Raw genomic sequence first — 16,660 nt, 5'->3', positions numbered from 1 at the left:
CCGCTGCGGGTGGTGATCGCCGAGGACGCGGTGATCCTGCGGGAGGGGCTGGCGCACCTGCTGGGCCTGCGCGGGCACGAGGTCGTCGCGGGGGTCGGCGACGCGGCGGCGCTCCGCGCGGCCGTGGCCGAGCACCGGCCGGACGTCGCGGTGATCGACATCCGGATGCCGCCGACGCACACCGACGAGGGCCTGCACGCGGCGATCGAGCTGCGCCGGGAGCGTCCAGAGCTGGGCGTTCTGCTGTTCTCGCAGTACGTGGAGACGCGGTACGCGGCCGAGCTGCTCGCCTCCGCCCCGGCCGGCGTGGGCTACTTGGACGCCTCCTGAGGGGCGAGGACCTCGATCTTGTGGGATGTCGCGTCGGGATGAACGGCGGCGAGCAGGCGCGTTCCCTCGTCCTCAAGGGCGGCCCGGTCAGGGTCTGGGATGGGAGCGAACGGGGTGATGCGCAGCGTTGCCCCGCCACGCTTGCCGCCCTCCTTATCGATCTTCCACATGCCGTGGACGAAGCCGTCCACGAGGAACGTCGCCCGGATGATCCCGTTGACGGTGAAGATCCGCCTGCGGTGCTCCTCGCTGATGATCCGTGCCCGGTCGGCGTGCGACAGCAGCAGGTTGTCGAAGTCGGGCACGAACCGGACGGGGGCCGGCGTGCCGGGATCGGGGCGCGGCGCCTCCGGGACGTCGTACAGCGTCCGCCCGTCCTCGTCGCGGAACACCAGGAGTCCGGGACGGAGCCGCTCGACCACCTCGCCGAGCCGCCGCAGGCCGGACCATTGCTGGACGTCCCGCACGCTCGCCGGGCCGAACGCCGCGAGGTAGCGCAGGACCAGCTCGTCCAGCGTGGCCTCGGGCACTGCGGACCCGCCCAGCCACGCGTCGAGCGTCGTGTGCCGGGCCATGCCCGACGCGCCCCAGATGCCGCGCGGCGGGACCTGGACGAGCGGCACGCCGCAGCGGACGGCCCAGCCGAGCAGCGCCACGTCCTCGCCGGGCCACCGCCCGGCCAGCAGCTCCCGCACCTCCTTGTCGGTGCGCGGCTCGGCTTCGAGGTGGGCCCGTGCCGCGGCGAAGACGGCGTCGAGGTCGACGCCGGCGAGGTCGCCGGCCCTGGTCTTCAGGTAGTCGTCCTGGATGGCCTGGGTGAGCGGGCGCAGCGCGCGGGCGTCGCGGGCGCTGACCAGGTGCAGCGTCCCGCGCATGAGCACGATGCGGGCCGCCCGGCGGCCGGTCATCAGCTCGCCGACCTCGGCGAAGGAGAAGCCGTCCAGGCGGCTCCACAGCCCGATGTACGGCGGGTTCGGCGCCTGGGACTGCATGCCGACGAGCCGCTCGATCGCGTCGAGCGCCGGCATCGCGTGCCGTTCCAGGAGCATCTGCCGCGCCAGCAGCGCCCGGTTCAGGGCCCGCCGCCCCAGGACGGGGGCGTCCGCGTCAGTCGTCATAGCGTCCCCGGAGCTCCTGCCAGGTCGGGGCCGGGCCGGGCAGCTTCTCCGCGTCCGTGAGCCGCAGCGCGTCCAGGATCAGGGCGAGATACCGGTGCTGGAGCCGGTTCATGCGCTCGTCGTCGCCGATGCGGATGCCATGCAGGTGCTCCAGGATCACCGAGACATCCCCCACCTCGATCTCGGGCCGCAGCGCCCCTGCCTCCTTGGCGCGCTCCAGCAGCCGCGTGGTCGCGAGGTGGATCTCCCGGCCCTTGCGGCTCATCTCCTCGGTGACCTCGAAGCTGCCCGCGAGCCGCATCGTCAAGGACCCGGCGCCGATGTCCAGGCAGCGGCGCATGAACCCGGCGAACGCCTCCCAGGCGTCGCGCTCGTCCGCCAGCGCGGCCTCCACCTGGGCGAGGTAGCGGTCCATGCCCTCGTCGGCGAGCTTCTGCAGCAGGTCCTCCTTGCTCTTGTAGCGGCGGTACAGCGCGCTGATGCCCACGCCGGCCTGCTCGGCCACCGCCGAGATCGGCGCGTCGGGGTCAGCGGTGAACACCGCCCGCGCCGCCTCCCGGATGAGCGTGTCGTTGCGAGCCGCCTGCGCCTTGCGCCCGCTCATGGGCGCCCGTGCCGTGGTCTCCATGCCCCCATGCTAGGGGAACGAAGAATTCCGTTCTAGACAGGGTCGCCGGCGGCCTCGAATCCGGGCCTTGACGCCGGGCGGGGTCGGCGCTCATTATGAACATACGTTCATGAACATTCGTTCATATGGAGGGGACATGGGATCCGGTACTCCGGAGATCGTCAACGTGGCGCAGTACGAGGCGTGGAACGGGTACGAGGGGCGGCACTGGGCCGACCACCACGACCGGTACGACGCGGGGAACGGCGCCTTCAACGGATACCTGCTGGAGGGGGCGGCGATCGGGCCGCGCGACCGCGTGCTCGACATCGGCTGCGGAAGCGGCCAGGTCACCCGGCTGGCCGCCGGGCAGGCCAGGCTCGGAAGCGCGACGGGCGTGGACCTCTCCGCGCCGATGCTCGCCCGCGCGCGCTCCCTCGCCGGAGAGGAGGGCGTCGCGAACGTGACGTTCGAGCAGGGCGACGCGCAGGTCTACCCGTTCGCCACCGGCGCGTTCGACGTCGCGGTCAGCCGGTTCGGGGTGATGTTCTTCGCCGACCCGGTCGCCGCGTTCGGCAACATCCGGCGGGCGCTGCGCGGGGGCGGGCGCCTGGCGTTCCTGTCGATGGCGCCGATCGCGGAGAACGACATCGGCAAGGTCCTCGCGGCGCTGCCGCCGCTCGGCCACGCCCCGGTCGGGCACGACGGCGGGCCGCTGTCGCTGTCCGAACCCGACCGGGTCCGCGAGGTCCTGGAGGAGGCCGGGTTTCGCAGTGTGGCCTGCCGCAAGGTGCACGCCGAGCAGGTCGAGGGACGGGACGCCCGCGACGCGGGCGAGTTCTTCGCCGGCTGGGGCCCGATCCGCTACAACTACGGCGAGAGCCCGGAACTGGTCGACATCATCACGGAGGCGATGCGGCCGTTCGAGCGCGACGGGGCCGTCCGCCTGCGGGGCGCGGCCTGGCTCGTCACCGCGCGGGCATAGGGGACGCCTTGGAACGCGTCGTGGTGCTCGGCGGGTACGGGGCGGTCGGCCGCGAGGTCGCCGCGGGACTGCTGGGGCACGTGTCAGAGGTGGTCGTCGCAGGCCGGGATCCCGCGAAGGCCAGCACGGTGTACGGCACGACCCCGATGCGGATCGACCTGCGGCACGACGACCTGGACCTGGACGCCGACGCCGTGGTCATGTGCGCCGAGCGGGAGAACGCGCGCGTCGCGGAGGCGTGCCTGCGGCGGGGCGTCCACTACGTGGACGTCTCCGCCTCGCACGAGGTGCTGTCCGGCATCGAGAAGCTCGACGGGCTCGCGGTCGAGGGGAACGCCACGGCGGTGCTGAGCGTGGGCCTCGCACCCGGCGTCACGAACCTTCTGGCACGCGAGTTCGGCGGCGCGGACGTCGAGATCGGCGTCCTCGTGGGGTCCGGCGAGCACGGGCCGTCCGCCGTGGAGTGGACGCTGGACTCCCTCGGCGGCATCGGCGAGCCGTGGCGGATGCGCTTCCCGGAACCGTACGGCGTCCGGACCGTCCACCGCTTCCCGTTCTCCGACCAGTACACCCTCCCCGGCCGCGTCCGGACGGGCCTGTGCCTGGACTCGCGCGCCCTCACCGCCCTGCTGCCGCGCCTCGCGCCGTTCCGCGACGCCCGCGCGGTGCGGGCCGCGTTCCGCCGGTTGCACGTCGGCGGCGACGGGTTCGCGGTGGCGGTCGCGTCCGGCGGGTCGGTGCGGTCGTTCGCGGGACGCAGGCAGAGCCGGGCGACGGGACTGGGCGCCGCGCTGGTCGTCCGGCGGCTGGCCGGGGCGGCCCCCGGCGTCCGGCACATCGAGGACGCCGTGGGCCCGGACTTCCTGCCGGAACTCGCCGCGCACGGCTTCACGCTGGCTCACTACGATGCGGGGTGATGTCACCTCGAAAAGCGGCGGCGCTGCGCGCCGGCGACCGGACGCTGCGCGAGCACCTGATCGTCACGGCCGAGCGGATGATCTCCGAGCGCGGGACGGCGGGCCTGACCGTCCGGGCGATCGCCCGGGAGGCCGGGGTCGCCGACGGCGTCCTCTACAACCACTTCGCCGACAAGGAGGAGCTGCTCGCCCAGGCGCTGCGGGCGCGCGTCGAGGCCATCGGGCGCACGCTGCCGCCGCTGCCCGAGCCCGGCGACGCGACGGTCGAGGCGAACCTGCGCGTCTACGTCGAGCACGGGCTGCTCCTGCACGACGGGCTCCTGCCCGCGCTGGCCGGCCTGCTCGCGCAGCCGCGGGTCCTCGACCGGTTCACGGCGCTGAACGGCGGCGGCGGGGACTGGCGCGACCGGCTCGCCCGCTACCTGCGGGGCGAGCGCGACCTCGGCCGCATCGCCGCCGGCGCGCGGGTCGAGGCGGCGACCTCCATGATCGTCGGGGTGTGCCACGAGGCCGTGCTGTCGGTGCTGCTGCAGGGCGAAGGGACCGCCCCGCGCACCTCCCCGGAGAAGGTCGACGACCTCGTCGCCACCGTCCTCGAAGGCATCGGGCCCCGCTAGAGGTCACATCGCCATCGCCGCCCTGACCTCGTCCAGGGTTCGGTTCGCGACGGTGTTGGCACGCTCGTTGCCGTCGGCGAGGACGCTCCGCAGGTACGCCCGGTCGGCGGCGAGCTCGGCGCGGCGGGCGCGGATCGGGCGCAGGAACTCGTTGACGGAGTCGGTCGCGACCTCCTTGAGCGCGGCGGCTCCGCCGTCGCCGATCTCGGCGGCGACCTCGTGCGGATCGCGGCCCTGGCAGAGCGCGGCGAGCAGCACCAGGCTGGACACCTCGGGACGGGTGTCCGGCGCGTAGGCGATGTGCCGGTCGCCGTCCGTCACCGCGCGCCGGATCAGCCGGGCGGTCTCGTCCGGTCCGGCCGACAGGGCGATGGCGTTGCCGCGGCTCTTGCTCATCTTCCGGCCGTCGGTCCCGAGGAGGCTCGGCGCGTCCGACAGCAGCGCGTCCGGGACGGGGAACACCCGCCCGTAGCGCTCGTTGAAGCGGCGCGCGATCGTCCGGGTGATCTCCTGGTGCGGGAGCTGGTCCCGGCCGACGGGGACGAGGTTCGCCTTGCAGAACAGGATGTCGGCGGCCTGGTGGACGGGATAGGTGAACATCAGGCCGCTGACCGACGCCCGCCGCGCCGCCGCGATCTCGTCCTTGACGGTGGGGTTGCGCCGCAGCTCGCCGACCGACACCAGCGACAGGAACGGCAGCAGGAGCTGGTTCAGGGCCGGGACGGCGCTGTGCCGGAAGATCGTCGCGCCGGACGGGTCGATGCCGGCGGCGAGGTAGTCGGCGACGAGCCCCTCGACGTGCTCCGGCAGGCGGTCGGCGACGTCCCGGTCGGTGAGGACCTGGTAGTCGGCGACCAGCACGATCAGTTCGACGCCCGCGCGCTGGAGCCGTACCCGGTTCGCGAGGGTGCCGAAGTAGTGGCCGAGGTGGAGCGGGCCGGTGGGGCGGTCGCCGGTCAGGATCCGGAACGAGCCGGGCTCGGCGGCGATGCGGTCTTCGAGGGCGATGCGGTCTTCGAGGGCGGTCTCCATGGTCTCTCCTCAGATCGGCGGCGCCGGTCCCGCCGGACGGGCCGCGTCACCGAGGAAGAGAGAAGGGCCGTCCAGCGGACGGCCCCGGGGCGTGTGCGAGTCGGCCGTCCTAGGACGGCCACCAGCTCGGGCACGCGGTGCGGGTCACGCCGTCGAGCATAGCCGACCGATGCGGCCGCTCCTAGATAATCCGGAACGGGACCATTTGGGTAGGCTGGGGATATGACCGCGATGACCCCGCGCAGGTCACCGGAGCGCACGAGCCCGGACCTGTCCTTCCTGCTCGACCACACCAGCCACGTCCTGCGCAGCCAGATGACGGCGGCGCTCGCCGAGATCGGGCTGACGCCGCGCATGCACTGCGTCCTGGTGCACGCGCTGGAGGAGGAGCGCACCCAGATCCAGCTCGCCGAGATCGGCGACATGGACAAGACGACCATGGTCGTGACGGTGGACGCCCTGGAGAAGGCCGGGCTCGCCGAGCGCCGCCCGTCGTCCCGGGACCGGCGCGCCCGGATCATCGCGGTCACCGAGGAGGGCGCCCGGGTCGCCGCGCGCAGCCAGCGGATCGCGGACGGCGTCCACGAGGCCGCTCTCGGCTCGCTGCCGGAGGCGGACCGCGAGGTCTTCCTGCGGGCACTGAACACCCTGGTCACCGGGCATCTGGCCACCCCCTCGGAGAGCCCCCAGCCGGTGCGCCGGGCACGCGAGCGGACGAAATAGTTCCGACAAGGATCGTCTGTAACAGAACTATCTGTTACGGTCTTTCCTGTGTCGACGAACCAGGAAAAGACCACGCGACTCCGCTCCCGCTGGGCGGCGCTCGCCGTACTGTCCACCACGATGCTCATGGCGATCCTCGACGGCAGCATCGTCACCGTCGCGGCCCCCGCCATCCAGCAGGACCTCGGCTTCTCCCCCGCCGGGCTCAGCTGGATCATGAACGCCTACCTGATCCCCCTCGGCGGCCTGCTGCTCCTCGCCGGGCGGCTCGGCGACCTCGTCGGCCGCCGGACGATGTTCCTCGCCGGGAACGCGCTGTTCACCGCGGCGTCCGTGCTCGCGGGGGCCGCCGGTACGGCCGGGATGCTGATCGCCGCGCGGTTCCTGCAAGGTGTCGGCGGCGCCCTCGCGACCGCTGTCGTCCTCGGCATCCTGGTGACGCTGTTCACCGACGCCCGCGAACGCGCCAAGGCCATCGGGATCTTCAGCTTCACCGGCGCGGCCGGCGCGTCCATCGGGCAGGTGCTCGGCGGGGTGCTCACCGATGTGCTGGGCTGGCACTGGATCTTCTTCATCAACCTGCCGATCGGCCTCGCCACGATCCTGTTCGCCCTCCCGGCGCTGCCGCGCGACCGCGGCATCGGCCTGTCGGCGGGCGCCGACCTGGCCGGGGCGCTCCTCGTCACGTCCGGGCTGATGCTCGGGATCTACACGGTCGTCAAGGTCGAGCAGCACGGCTGGGCGTCCGCGCACACCCTCGGCCTCGGCGCGGTGTCGCTCGTCCTGCTCGCCGGGTTCGCCGCCCGGCAGGCCACCGCCGCGACCCCGCTGATGCCGCTGCGGATCCTGCGCTCCCGCAACGTGGCGGGCGCCTACGCCGTCCAGCTGCTCACGCTGTCGGCGATGTTCTCGTTCCAGGTCATCGTGGCCCTCTACATGCAGCGGGTCCTCGGGTACAGCGCGCTCGACACCGGTCTGGCGATGCTCCCGGCGGCCGTGTCCATCGGTGCGGTGTCGCTGTTCGTCTCGGCCCGGCTGTCGAACCGGTTCGGCGAGCGCCTCGTGCTGATCGCCGGGCTGGTGCTGCTGAGCGGCGCGATGCTCCTGCTCACGACCGTCCCGGTGCACGCGGACTACGTCACCGACCTGCTCCCGGTGTTCGTCCTGATCGCGGGCGGCGGGCTCGTCCTGCCGTCGCTGACCGCGCTCGGCATGTCCAGCGCCCGCCCGGACGACGCGGGTCTCGCGTCCGGGCTGTTCAACACCGTCCAGCAGGTCGGGATGGCCCTCGGCGTCGCGGTGCTGACCACCCTCGCGGCCTCCCGCGTCGAGGGCCTGCGGGCGGGCGGGGACGGCGAGGCCGCCGCGCTCACCGGCGGATACCACCTGGCGTTCAGCGTCTCGGCGGGCCTGCTCGTCGCCGCCCTCGCCGTCTCACTCCTCGTCCTGCGCAACCCGAGGCCCCCGGCGGGCACCGCGGAAGCGCCCGCCGAATCCGTCCCGACGACCGCCTGACTAATGAGGCAGGACCAGGAGAAGTAGGGGGAGGCCGGCGATGATCGGGACGGCGACGGTGGCGGCGACGCGGGCGGGGCGGGGCAGCGGCTCCGGCTCCAGCAGCCGGTTCACCCGCGCCATCACCGGGATCTTGCCGTGCGCGGCCACCCCGAGCGTCCCGGACGGGGCGGCGGCCGGGCGGGCGGCGGCGAAGCGCAGCAGCGCGGTCGCCAGGTCGCGCGGCGGCCGTCCCGTGCGGGCCCGGTCGTCGGCGGCCATCTCGATCAGCAGCTCCACCGCGTCCAGGCACCGGGCGACCAGCCGGAACTGCGGGAACACCTGCCGCAGCGAGGTGAACGGGAGCAGCACCAGGTCGTGGCGCTCGCGGACGTGGGCGCGCTCGTGCGCGAGCACCGCGGCCAGCTCCCCGCGGTCGAGCAGCGCGAGCGTCCCGGCGCTGACGACGACCTTCGACGAGCGGACCCCCGGCACGCAGTACGCCGCGGCGCCGGGGTGGTCGACGACGAGGGTTCCGGGGACGGCCGAGTCGCGGCGCGACACCAGCGCGAGCAGCGCCCGGTGCCGCCGCCGGTCCCGCACGACCTGCACCAGCGCGTACATCAGCATGACCAGCAGCACGCCGGTGAGGCTGACGGCGGAGAGCAGCGCGGCCACCTCCACGGCGCCGAGCCGGGCGGCCTGGTCGTCGTACAGGCCGGGCAGCCCGCCGAGGACGCCGCTCCCGTACGGCAGCAGCGCGAGGCCGAGCAGCGCGCCGATCGTGGCGACGCCCCAGCACAGCCCGAGGGCCTGCCAGAGCGCGATGCCGGTGCGCGGCGTCCGCCACGTCCACCGGGCCCGGGACAGCAGGTGCGCCCCGCCGACGGTCCCCAGGGAGATCAATGCGAGCAGGGCGGTGCCGGTCATGCCGGTGGTTCCTTGCTCATGAGACCGGCCAGGGTCTCGCGGATGACGTCGATCTCGTCCTCCGACACGGACCGGACGAAGTGGGCGAGCGCGGCGTCCCGGTCGCCCGTCTCGTTCAAAGCGCCCAGCATCAGCTCGGTCACGTATCCCTCCCGGCTGGCCATCGGCCGGTACCGCCAGGCGCGGCCGTCGCGCTCGCGGGCGAGGAAGCCTTTCTTGGCGAGCCTGTCCAGCACCGTCATGACGGTGGTGTGCGCGAGGTCGCGGTCGTTCGCGAGGGCGCGGCTGACGTCGCGGGCGGTCGCGGCCTGGCCACCGGCGTCCTCCCTCGCCCAGAGGACCTCCATGACCGTGCGTTCAAGCTCTCCCAGACCCTTCACGCCACCCAGGTTAACCGACGCTCACGGGGGCCACCACGTCAGGTAGTACTACCACCGGTGGCGGGCCGCACGAGGCCCATCTCGTAGGCGATGATCACGAGCTGGACGCGGTCGCGGGCGTCGAGCTTGGTCAGCAGCCGCGCCACGTGCGCCTTCGCCGTCGCCACGCTGATGAACAGCTCGTCCGCGATCTCGCGGTTCGTCCTGCCGCGCCCCACGAGCGTCAGCACCTCGCGCTCCCGCTCGGTGATGCCGTCGGCCGGACGCGGGGCGCTCGCGGGCTCGGGACGGGCGGCGAACTCCTCGATCAGCCGCCGGGTGACGCGCGGCGCGATCAGCGCGTCCCCGCCGGCGACGACCCGGATCGCCGCGAGGATCTCCTCCAGGGCCATGTCCTTCACCAGGAACCCGCTGGCACCGGCGCGCAGCGACCCGTAGACGTACTCGTCGTCGTCGAACGTGGTCAGCATCAGCACCCGGGCGGTCGTGATCCGCCGGGTGGCCTCGATGCCGTCCATGTCGGGCATGCGGATGTCCATCACGACCACGTCGGGCTTGACGTCCTCCACCAGCCGGACGGCCTCCGCCCCCGTCCCGGCCTCCCCGACGATCTCCAGGTCCGGGGTGTCGGCGACCAGCACGCGCAGCCCGGCCCTGATCAGCGGCTGATCGTCCGCCAGGACGACCCGGATCGTCATCGCACGGCCGCCGGCAGCGGGAGCCGCGCCGCCACCCGGAACCCGCCGCCGGGACACGGCCCGGCGGTGAGGTCGCCGCCCAGCAGCCCGACCCGCTCGCGCATCCCGACGATGCCGTAGCCGACGCCGAGGACGCCGCCGCGCCCGTCGTCGTCGACCTCGATGGACAGCTCCCCGTCCCCGTGCCCGATGGTGACCCGGCACGCGTCCGTGCCCGCGTGCCGGACGACGTTCGTCACCGCCTCCTGAACGATCCGGTAAGCGGACAGGTCGACGTCCGGCGGCAGCGGCCTCCGCTCACCCTTGACACAGAGATCGACCCGCACCCCGGCGTCCTTGGTCGCCTCCGCCAGCCGGTCCAGGTCGCCCAGCCCGGGGGCCGGGCCGAGCGGCGCCGCGCCCGCGTCGTCCCTGCGGAGCGCTGTCAGCATTCTCCGCAGCCCCGCGAGGGTCTCCCGGCTCGTGACCTCGATGGCGTTCAGCGCGTTGCGCGCCTCCCCCGGCTGGGTGTCGATGACGCGCCCGCCGACGCCCGCCTGGATCGCGATGATGCCGATGCTGTGCGCCACCATGTCGTGCAGTTCGCGGGCGATCCGGAGCCGCTCCTCCGCAACGGCCTGCGCCGTGGCCTGCTGCCGCAGCGCCGCGGCGTGCGCCCGCCGCCCCCGGACCGAGTTCCCCACCATCCAGGCGACGGCGACCGCCAGGACCACGGTCATGAGCAGGATGTCGCTCGCGGACACGAAGGCGAGGACGGACAGGACCTGCACGGCGAGTGTCACCACGGCCACCGGCACCGACACCCGGCGCGGACGGGTCGCCGCGATGTACCCGGCCCCGAGATCGGTGATCAGGATCTGGAGGCCCGCGATCGCCCCGGTCTGCATCTGCACCAGGGCGGCGGTCCATGCGAACAGCAGGATCACCTGCACGGGCAGCGGGTTCCGCAACAGCAGAACCAGCGTCAGCACCGTAAGCAAGGCCGACGCAAGGACTTCCTCACCGGCGAAGCCACTCTCCCCACTCGCCATCGTCGCGAAGAGGACGACGGGGTAAAGGACGGCCGCGAACCACAGCACGGCCGTCCACGCGACGCGGCGCACTCGGCTCAGCGGCAGGGCGGTCATGCCGCGATCGTAACCGCGGTCCCCTTACCGGCACATTGGCCCGCAGGCGTAAGCCCGCGGGCCACAAGCGCCATGGCAAAAGGGGCCGCCGGCCCGACGCGCACCCGCCTTGATCGAAGCCAGCGTTGTCGGCATGAAGCGCTGGCCCATATTCGTCCTGCTCATCGAAGTTCTCGCCGTCGTGGTCTTCTCGCTCACCTACGACTCGCTGGACTTCCGCATCTACTGGCTGGGCGGGAACGCCGTGACGGACGGCACGCGCCTCTACGACGAGCAGCTCGCCGCCCACTGGTTCACGAACACGCCGTTCATGGCCGCGCTGTTCACCCCCCTGACCGCCCTGCCCCTGACTCTCGCCCGCCTGATGTGGCAACTCGCCTCACTGGCCGCATTCACATGGGCTTGCGCGACGACCCTGAAACTGGCCGGCCACCCCGTTTCCCTGAAGGTCGCGGTCGCCGGTGGACTGCTCCTGGGGCCGGTGTGGCATTCGTTCTTCCAGGGCCAGGTCAACCTGTTCCTGCTCGCCCTCGTCCTCGCCGACCTGCACCGGGTCGCCCAGGGCCGCCCCGCGGGCATCGCCATCGGCATCGCGACGGCGATCAAACTGACCCCGGGCATCTTCATCGTCCTTCTCCTCGCGACGAGACGGACGAAGGACGCCATCACCGCCGCGGTCTCCTTCGCCGTCTGCACCCTCCTCGCGTACGCCGTCGCACCCGAGGCGTCCCGCCACTACTGGCTCGACACCTTTTACGACACGTCCCGGGTCGGCGTCCCGTACATCAGCAACCAGTCCCCTCTCGGCGCACTCACCCGGACCCTTAGAGGAACGGCCGATGTCGGTGACTGGTACACCGCCGTCCCACTGACCATCGGAATCACCGGGCTGCTGATAGCGGCCGCCTGGGCGAGGCGCGGCGACTGGCTGACCGCCATAGCGGTGACCGGCGTGACCGGCCTTCTGGTGTCCCCCATCTCATGGGCGCACCACTGGGTGTGGGTCATCCCGGCCCTGGCCGTCCTCATTCGCGACAACGACCGGACCATCGCGATCTGCGGCTACGTCCTGTTCGCCCTGGCCCCCATGTGGTGGACGCCGTACATCCCCGAACCACTGCGCGTCGGCTGGCACCTGCTCCTGCTGCCTGTCGCCAACTGCTACCTGCTGGCCGGTCTCTTCTTTCTGGGTCTCATGGCCGTCCGGCTGCGTCAGGGCGTGTCCACGATCACGAAGGACGCGAGCATCCGCCGCAGCCAGCCGCCGCGGGGGCGCCGTTCGATGCGCCTCGCCCGCACCGGCGGACGGGAGGGCGGCCTGGAATGCACGGCCGGACGGGGTGCCCGCGGGGGCGCGGCCCGTCCGGCCGTGCGGTTCTGGAGGGACGCCCGCGAGTACCGGCCGTAGTGGTCGCGTCCGGTCAGTTCCTGCAGCAGGCGTCCCAGCGTCGCCGGGTCCGGGGCCTCGATCAGGCGGTCATGGCCCGTCTGGTCGCGTGTGAAGGCCCACCAACTTCCCGTGTACTCGCCAAGCCAGACGCAGCAGCCGGGGTACCGGCGGGCCAGGTCGGCCGCGATCCGCTCGGGGTCCAGGTCGGCCACCGCCCAGGGGGTCACCGCTCCTCCTTCGCGGCCAGATAGCCCAGGACGGCCACGGCGGCGTCGGTGAGGCGGTCGGCGGGCGCGATCGGCTCGCCCCATGACGTGAAGAACCACAGCGCGTCGGCGTCCTCGTCCCGGGGACGGCACGAGACCGTGTCGGCGGCGTTCTTCGCGCAGCAGCCCTTGACCTGCGGGTTCGCGACACGCAACCCGGCGGCGGACAGGTCGACGTCGAGTTTCCTCGCGGCCAGATGCGCGGCAAGTGCCGCGAGCCGCACCTCCGGGGTCATACGCTCGTCCACAGCCAGGACCTCGTTTCCTGGTCAGGCCCCGGCCCAATGGTGTGTCAGCACCGGGTCGGGGCTGCTTCGTCTTCGGAGGCAGGACGTCTCAACTCGTCCCGCGACTGTGAGTAAATCGCCGTCACAGAGCGCGAGGAAAGATGAGAATGCGGAGACAGACCCGGAGACACCCGGAGACTCGAAAGTCTCCGGGTCCACAAAAGGGGGCACACACGAATGACTGCCCAAAATCCCCCAATCTGGGCAGCCCGGCTCCGTGCCGAGCGTGACGCGCGAGGCTGGAGCAAACACGAGATGGCCAGGCAACTCCTGCGCGCGGACGGCCTGGAGCGAGGCAGCGTGGCCAACCTCGCACGTCAGATCTACGACTGGGAGAAAGGGCGGAACTTTCCCCGCGACTGGGCACCCGCATACGCAAAAGCATTCAAATTGGACCCCTCCGAACTCTTCTCAACAGGGGTGGTCAAGGAGGCATCCTCTCCCTATGAGCCCGACCACGACGATGAGGAGGACGAAGTGAAACGCCGTGCCCTCCTCGGCCTCCTCGCCACCACCGCCGTCGCCGCCCCGCTCGGCCGCGACGCCGAACACCTGCGTGCCACCCTCACTGGCACCCTCACGACCGAGGCCACCGAACGCGACGCCGACACCTGGGAGCGGGTCGTCCACGACTACGCCCACGAGGCCGGTTACCTCCCGCCCGCGCAGGTGCTCCCCGAGATGCTCGCGGACCTCGCCGAGCTCGACCTGCTGATCTCCCGCGCGACCGACGCCGTCCGGCCCAAGCTCGTCCATGCGGCCGGATATCTCTCCGCCTTCACCGCCATATCGCTGATCGGCCTCGGCGACCTACGAGCGTCACGACGCTGGTGGCGAACCGCCATCCGCGCGGGGGACGAGTCCGGCGACCCCCTGCTCGCTTCGTATGCTCGTGGAAGGCAGGCGGTGCTCTCGCTCTGCGACAAGCACTCCGAGCAGTCCGTCTTGGACCTTGCCGAGGAAGCCATAACGATCAGCCGAGGCACGCCGAGCGCCGCACAGGCGAGCGCGCATGCGACCCGCGCACAAGCACTCGCCCAGATGGGCCGCCACGCGGAGGCGTATGAGGCGTTGGACGACCTCAGGCAAGTGTTCGAGCGTCTCCCCGACCACGTCCGAACCGACCAGGGATCGCAGTTCGGCTGGTCGATCCAGCGCCTTCATCACACCGCCGGCTTCGTCTACACCCACACGGGCGACCACTCTCGTGCCCGCCAGGCCCAGGACGAAGCCCTGGCGTCGTACACGTCTAAGAGCGTCCTCGGGCCCGCGCAAGTCGAGATGTACCGAGCGACCACCCTCATCCAGGAAGGCGACGCCGATGCGGGCGCGAAGCATGTGGTGAACGTCCTGGAGCAACTACCCACCGCACACCGCAAGACCCACACTGTCCGTAAGAACGCCATCACCGCGCTCTCCAAGGCACCTCCGAAGGACGCCCGCAGACCAGCCGTCCGGGACGCCTACGCGATGCTCGCCAGCACGGCGTCCACCTGACCATCGCGAGCTGACTGAGCGCGCGGGTTCATGGCCATCCGGCTCTCGGGACGTCGACCTCGACGGTGAGAACTCGGCCGGAGCCAGGGGTCACCATGTCCGGGTCGGTCATGCCGCGCCACTCGGCGGCGGTGATGAACAGGGTCGTCCGGTCGGGGCCGCCCAGCGTGCAGGCGAAGGCCCCTCGGTCCAGGTCGACGGTCTGGAGTACCGTCCCGCCCTCGGCGACGCGCACGCAGCGCCGGTTGGGGACGTCGGCGTACCAGACGGCGTTCTCGGCATCCACGCAGATGCCGTCCGGGGCGGCCTCACCCAGGTCGGCCCAGACGCGGCGCCCGGACAGCCCGCCGTCCGGGCCGATGTCCCAGGCCAGGAGGGCGTTCGCGTAGGAGTCCGCGACGATGAGCGTGGCGTTGTCGGGGGTCACCGCCATCCCGTTGGGGAACGCGATCTCCTCGGCGACCTGGCGTGCCGGGCCGTCCGGCGGCACCAGGAACACGACCCCCGGCCCGAACTGCTCGCCAGGGCGTGGCTCGAAGCCGTTGACGTAGACGTTGCCGCGCCCGTCGGCGACGACGTCGTTCCACCCGGGCCGGCCGAGGTCGGCGTGCGTGACCAGTGAGCCGTCGGGCTCCCGCCGCAACAGCAGGCCGTCCGACGCCGAGACGATCAGCAGCCGACCGTCCGGAAGCCAGGCGGTGCAGAGCGGCAGCGACTTCACCTGCGCCACGACCTCGCTGGAGCCGTCCGGCCCCACCGCGACGACCTCACCGGCGGACCAGTCGGAGAAGTACAGCCGGTCCCCATGCCAGCGCGGCGACTCGACCAGGCCCCGTCCGTCCACCAGCGTCCGGATCTCGCTCATCCTCATCACGTCCTTCCCGGATGTGGGCGTCTCACCTCCTATACGAACGGCCACCGGCCAAATCGACACGACCTCACCGTGGAGCGGATCCGGCCGCCATGAGCATCGGCAACGCCATGAACAGCCGGTCGGCCTCGGCCCGCGCACGCTGCCCGGCCTTCCAGCCCTCCGCCTGCTCGTCGGTGATCGCACCGGCGGAGAGGGGCTTGTCGGCCATTTCGGTGAGCGCGGGCAGCATCACCGGATCGGTGAGCACGGCGGTGCGCGCCTCCACCGTGACGTCGCCGAATCCGGCGTCGAGCAGCAGGTTGCGGTACCGGCGGGCGGCCCGCGGGGCGGCGATCAGGTCGGCGCGGGCGTGCACGATGGTGCGGGTCAGGGCTGGATCGTCTGAGTCGATCATGATGGCGTCCCAGTCCTGGCCGGCGAGCACGATCCGCCCGCCGGGGACGAGGACGCGGCGGGCCTCGGCCAGCGCCCGTTCCGGCTCGGCCAGGAGGTGGAACACCTTGTCGGCCCGGTAGCCGTGCACCGAGGCGTCCGCCAGCGGGAGTCCGTACGCGTCCGCCATCCGGAAGTCCGCCTCGGGCCACCGGCTCCGGGCGACCGCGATCATCTTCTCGTTCGGGTCCACGCCGACCGCCCGGACGGCGCGTTCGGTCAGTTCGGCCACGGCACGTCCGGCGCCGCAGCCCACGTCCACCACGGACGTCCCGGGCTCGGCGGCGAGTAGTCCGTAGGAGCGGACTCGCATTTCCTCGAAGCCGGGCAGGCGGTCGGCCGCGTCGAGCAGCGCGATGAGGTCTTCCGTCGCCTGTCGCGCCTTCTCCGTATCAGTGGTCATGGGCGCCAGGATGCGAGTTAATGTCGACATGAAGTCAAGCGAGCCCGGACCGATGAGCATCGGCCTCCTGGCCGACCACTTCGGCCTGGCCACGCACGTCCTGCGCCACTGGGAGTCGATGGGGCTGCTCACACCGGCGCGCGACGCCGCGGGCCGCCGCCGTTACGGCCCCGCCGACCTCACGCGGGTCGCTCTCATCCTGAGCGCCAAGGACGCGGGGCTCTCCCTGGAGAACATCGCCGTCTTGACCCCCGCCACCGATCCGGCGAAGCGCAGGGACGTCCTCCGCAAGGAGGCCGAGGCGCTCCGCTCCCGCATCGCGGCCGCGCAGGCGTCCCTAGAACTCCTTGAGGGCGCCCTCGACTGCGACCACGAAGACTTCACCCAATGCCCCAACTTCGAGCGGATGCTGGCGGAGCGCGTCGAGGGTGCGCGGAGCCAAGGCGACGGCGGCCACGGTCAGGCCGACATGGCCGTCGTAAGCGGGAGCAAACACCCAGCACTCCACCCACCGAGTACACACTGAAGGACGCGAGAGTGTGTATCGTGACCC

Annotated in this window: 18 protein-coding genes and 1 pseudogene; 9 read left to right on the top strand and 10 right to left on the bottom strand. The window is 72.1% G+C overall.

All coding sequences use genetic code 11. The annotated features are described in order from the left end of the window. Nucleotides 1-3: 3 nt before the first annotated feature. Nucleotides 4-318, top strand: a pseudogene (locus IEZ03_RS21260) (response regulator); the annotation flags it as partial. Here the strand turns inward: IEZ03_RS21260 and IEZ03_RS21255 are convergent. Continuing rightward, on the bottom strand, nt 312-1,448 hold the full coding sequence (locus tag IEZ03_RS21255) for a winged helix DNA-binding domain-containing protein (protein WP_184880660.1): 1,137 nt from the start codon (nt 1,446-1,448) through the stop codon (nt 312-314). The pseudogene IEZ03_RS21260 and the gene IEZ03_RS21255 sit on opposite strands and share 7 nt — an antisense overlap. Further along, nucleotides 1,438-2,076 (bottom strand): TetR/AcrR family transcriptional regulator, encoded by a 639-nt coding sequence (locus tag IEZ03_RS21250; RefSeq protein ID WP_229808446.1) that lies wholly within the window; start codon nt 2,074-2,076, stop codon nt 1,438-1,440. The genes IEZ03_RS21255 and IEZ03_RS21250 overlap by 11 nt, the downstream gene beginning before the upstream one ends. 136 nt (nt 2,077-2,212) lie before the next feature. On the opposite strand from IEZ03_RS21250, the gene IEZ03_RS21245 reads away from it, so the two are divergent. From IEZ03_RS21245 to IEZ03_RS21235, 3 genes are read left to right on the top strand one after another with little or no spacing between them, the layout of a single operon-like run. Then, nucleotides 2,213-3,040 carry a class I SAM-dependent methyltransferase gene (locus IEZ03_RS21245; protein ID WP_184880658.1) on the top strand — a complete coding sequence of 276 codons (828 nt, stop codon included), beginning with the start codon at nt 2,213-2,215 and terminating at the stop codon, nt 3,038-3,040. Between the two features lie 8 nt (nt 3,041-3,048). Then, nucleotides 3,049-3,957: a saccharopine dehydrogenase NADP-binding domain-containing protein gene (locus IEZ03_RS21240; protein ID WP_184880657.1), complete on the top strand. Its 909-nt coding sequence runs from the start codon at nt 3,049-3,051 to the stop codon at nt 3,955-3,957. Continuing rightward, nucleotides 3,957-4,574, top strand: a complete 618-nt coding sequence (locus tag IEZ03_RS21235) for a TetR/AcrR family transcriptional regulator (RefSeq protein ID WP_184880655.1) — start codon at nt 3,957-3,959, stop codon at nt 4,572-4,574. The genes IEZ03_RS21240 and IEZ03_RS21235 overlap by 1 nt, the downstream gene beginning before the upstream one ends. 3 nt (nt 4,575-4,577) lie before the next feature. On the opposite strand, the gene trpS is transcribed toward IEZ03_RS21235, so the two are convergent. Then, nucleotides 4,578-5,606, bottom strand: a complete 1,029-nt coding sequence (gene trpS / locus IEZ03_RS21230; RefSeq protein WP_184880653.1) for a tryptophan--tRNA ligase — start codon at nt 5,604-5,606, stop codon at nt 4,578-4,580. A gap of 222 nt (nt 5,607-5,828) precedes the next feature. On the opposite strand from trpS, the gene IEZ03_RS21225 reads away from it, so the two are divergent. Beyond that, nucleotides 5,829-6,329: a MarR family winged helix-turn-helix transcriptional regulator gene (locus IEZ03_RS21225; RefSeq protein WP_184880651.1), complete on the top strand. Its 501-nt coding sequence runs from the start codon at nt 5,829-5,831 to the stop codon at nt 6,327-6,329. A gap of 48 nt (nt 6,330-6,377) precedes the next feature. Next, the gene (locus IEZ03_RS21220; RefSeq protein ID WP_229808445.1) at nt 6,378-7,844 is read left to right on the top strand and encodes an MFS transporter; all 1,467 of its coding nucleotides are present in this window, start codon (nt 6,378-6,380) and stop codon (nt 7,842-7,844) included. Here the strand turns inward: IEZ03_RS21220 and IEZ03_RS21215 are convergent, their stop codons facing one another. The 4 genes from IEZ03_RS21215 to IEZ03_RS21200 are packed head-to-tail and all read right to left on the bottom strand — an operon-like array spanning nt 7,845 to nt 10,958. After that, a complete protein-coding gene (locus tag IEZ03_RS21215; RefSeq protein WP_184880649.1) occupies nt 7,845-8,753 on the bottom strand; it encodes a M56 family metallopeptidase in 909 nt (302 codons plus the stop codon). Then, the gene (locus tag IEZ03_RS21210) at nt 8,750-9,133 is read right to left on the bottom strand and encodes a BlaI/MecI/CopY family transcriptional regulator (protein WP_184880647.1); all 384 of its coding nucleotides are present in this window, start codon (nt 9,131-9,133) and stop codon (nt 8,750-8,752) included. The genes IEZ03_RS21215 and IEZ03_RS21210 overlap by 4 nt, the downstream gene beginning before the upstream one ends. A gap of 38 nt (nt 9,134-9,171) precedes the next feature. Then, nucleotides 9,172-9,831 (bottom strand): response regulator, encoded by a 660-nt coding sequence (locus IEZ03_RS21205; protein WP_184880645.1) that lies wholly within the window; start codon nt 9,829-9,831, stop codon nt 9,172-9,174. Continuing rightward, nucleotides 9,828-10,958, bottom strand: coding sequence for a sensor histidine kinase (locus IEZ03_RS21200; RefSeq protein ID WP_184880643.1), 1,131 nt, complete (start codon nt 10,956-10,958; stop codon nt 9,828-9,830). Before IEZ03_RS21200 ends, IEZ03_RS21205 begins: the two co-directional genes overlap by 4 nt. A gap of 133 nt (nt 10,959-11,091) precedes the next feature. Between IEZ03_RS21200 and IEZ03_RS21195 the strand changes: the two genes are divergently transcribed. Next, nucleotides 11,092-12,366 carry a glycosyltransferase 87 family protein gene (locus tag IEZ03_RS21195; protein ID WP_184880641.1) on the top strand — a complete coding sequence of 425 codons (1,275 nt, stop codon included), beginning with the start codon at nt 11,092-11,094 and terminating at the stop codon, nt 12,364-12,366. Nucleotides 12,367-12,571: 205 nt separating this feature from the next. On the opposite strand, the gene IEZ03_RS21190 is transcribed toward IEZ03_RS21195, so the two are convergent. Beyond that, a complete protein-coding gene (locus tag IEZ03_RS21190; RefSeq protein WP_184880639.1) occupies nt 12,572-12,862 on the bottom strand; it encodes a hypothetical protein in 291 nt (96 codons plus the stop codon). 216 nt (nt 12,863-13,078) lie between these two features. Between IEZ03_RS21190 and IEZ03_RS21185 the strand changes: the two genes are divergently transcribed. Further along, nucleotides 13,079-14,398, top strand: coding sequence for a transcriptional regulator (locus IEZ03_RS21185; protein WP_481951645.1), 1,320 nt, complete (start codon nt 13,079-13,081; stop codon nt 14,396-14,398). Between the two features lie 28 nt (nt 14,399-14,426). Here IEZ03_RS21185 and IEZ03_RS21180 read toward each other — a convergent pair whose 3' ends face one another. Continuing rightward, a complete protein-coding gene (locus IEZ03_RS21180; protein ID WP_184880635.1) occupies nt 14,427-15,263 on the bottom strand; it encodes an SMP-30/gluconolactonase/LRE family protein in 837 nt (278 codons plus the stop codon). A 73-nt stretch (nt 15,264-15,336) separates the two neighbouring features. Next, entirely contained in the window at nt 15,337-16,107 is a 771-nt protein-coding gene (locus IEZ03_RS21175) for a methyltransferase domain-containing protein (RefSeq protein WP_184880633.1), read from the bottom strand. A gap of 52 nt (nt 16,108-16,159) precedes the next feature. On the opposite strand from IEZ03_RS21175, the gene IEZ03_RS21170 reads away from it, so the two are divergent. Then, entirely contained in the window at nt 16,160-16,633 is a 474-nt protein-coding gene (locus tag IEZ03_RS21170) for a MerR family transcriptional regulator (protein ID WP_229808444.1), read from the top strand. The last annotated feature ends 27 nt before the right edge of the window (nt 16,634-16,660 follow it).

It is taken from the genome of Actinomadura livida (assembly GCF_014648675.1).
GTDB classification, from domain to species: Bacteria; Actinomycetota; Actinomycetes; order Streptosporangiales; family Streptosporangiaceae; genus Spirillospora; species Spirillospora livida.
The sequence above is the reverse complement of the archived record's forward strand: the minus strand, read 5'-3'. Positions and strand labels throughout refer to the sequence as shown.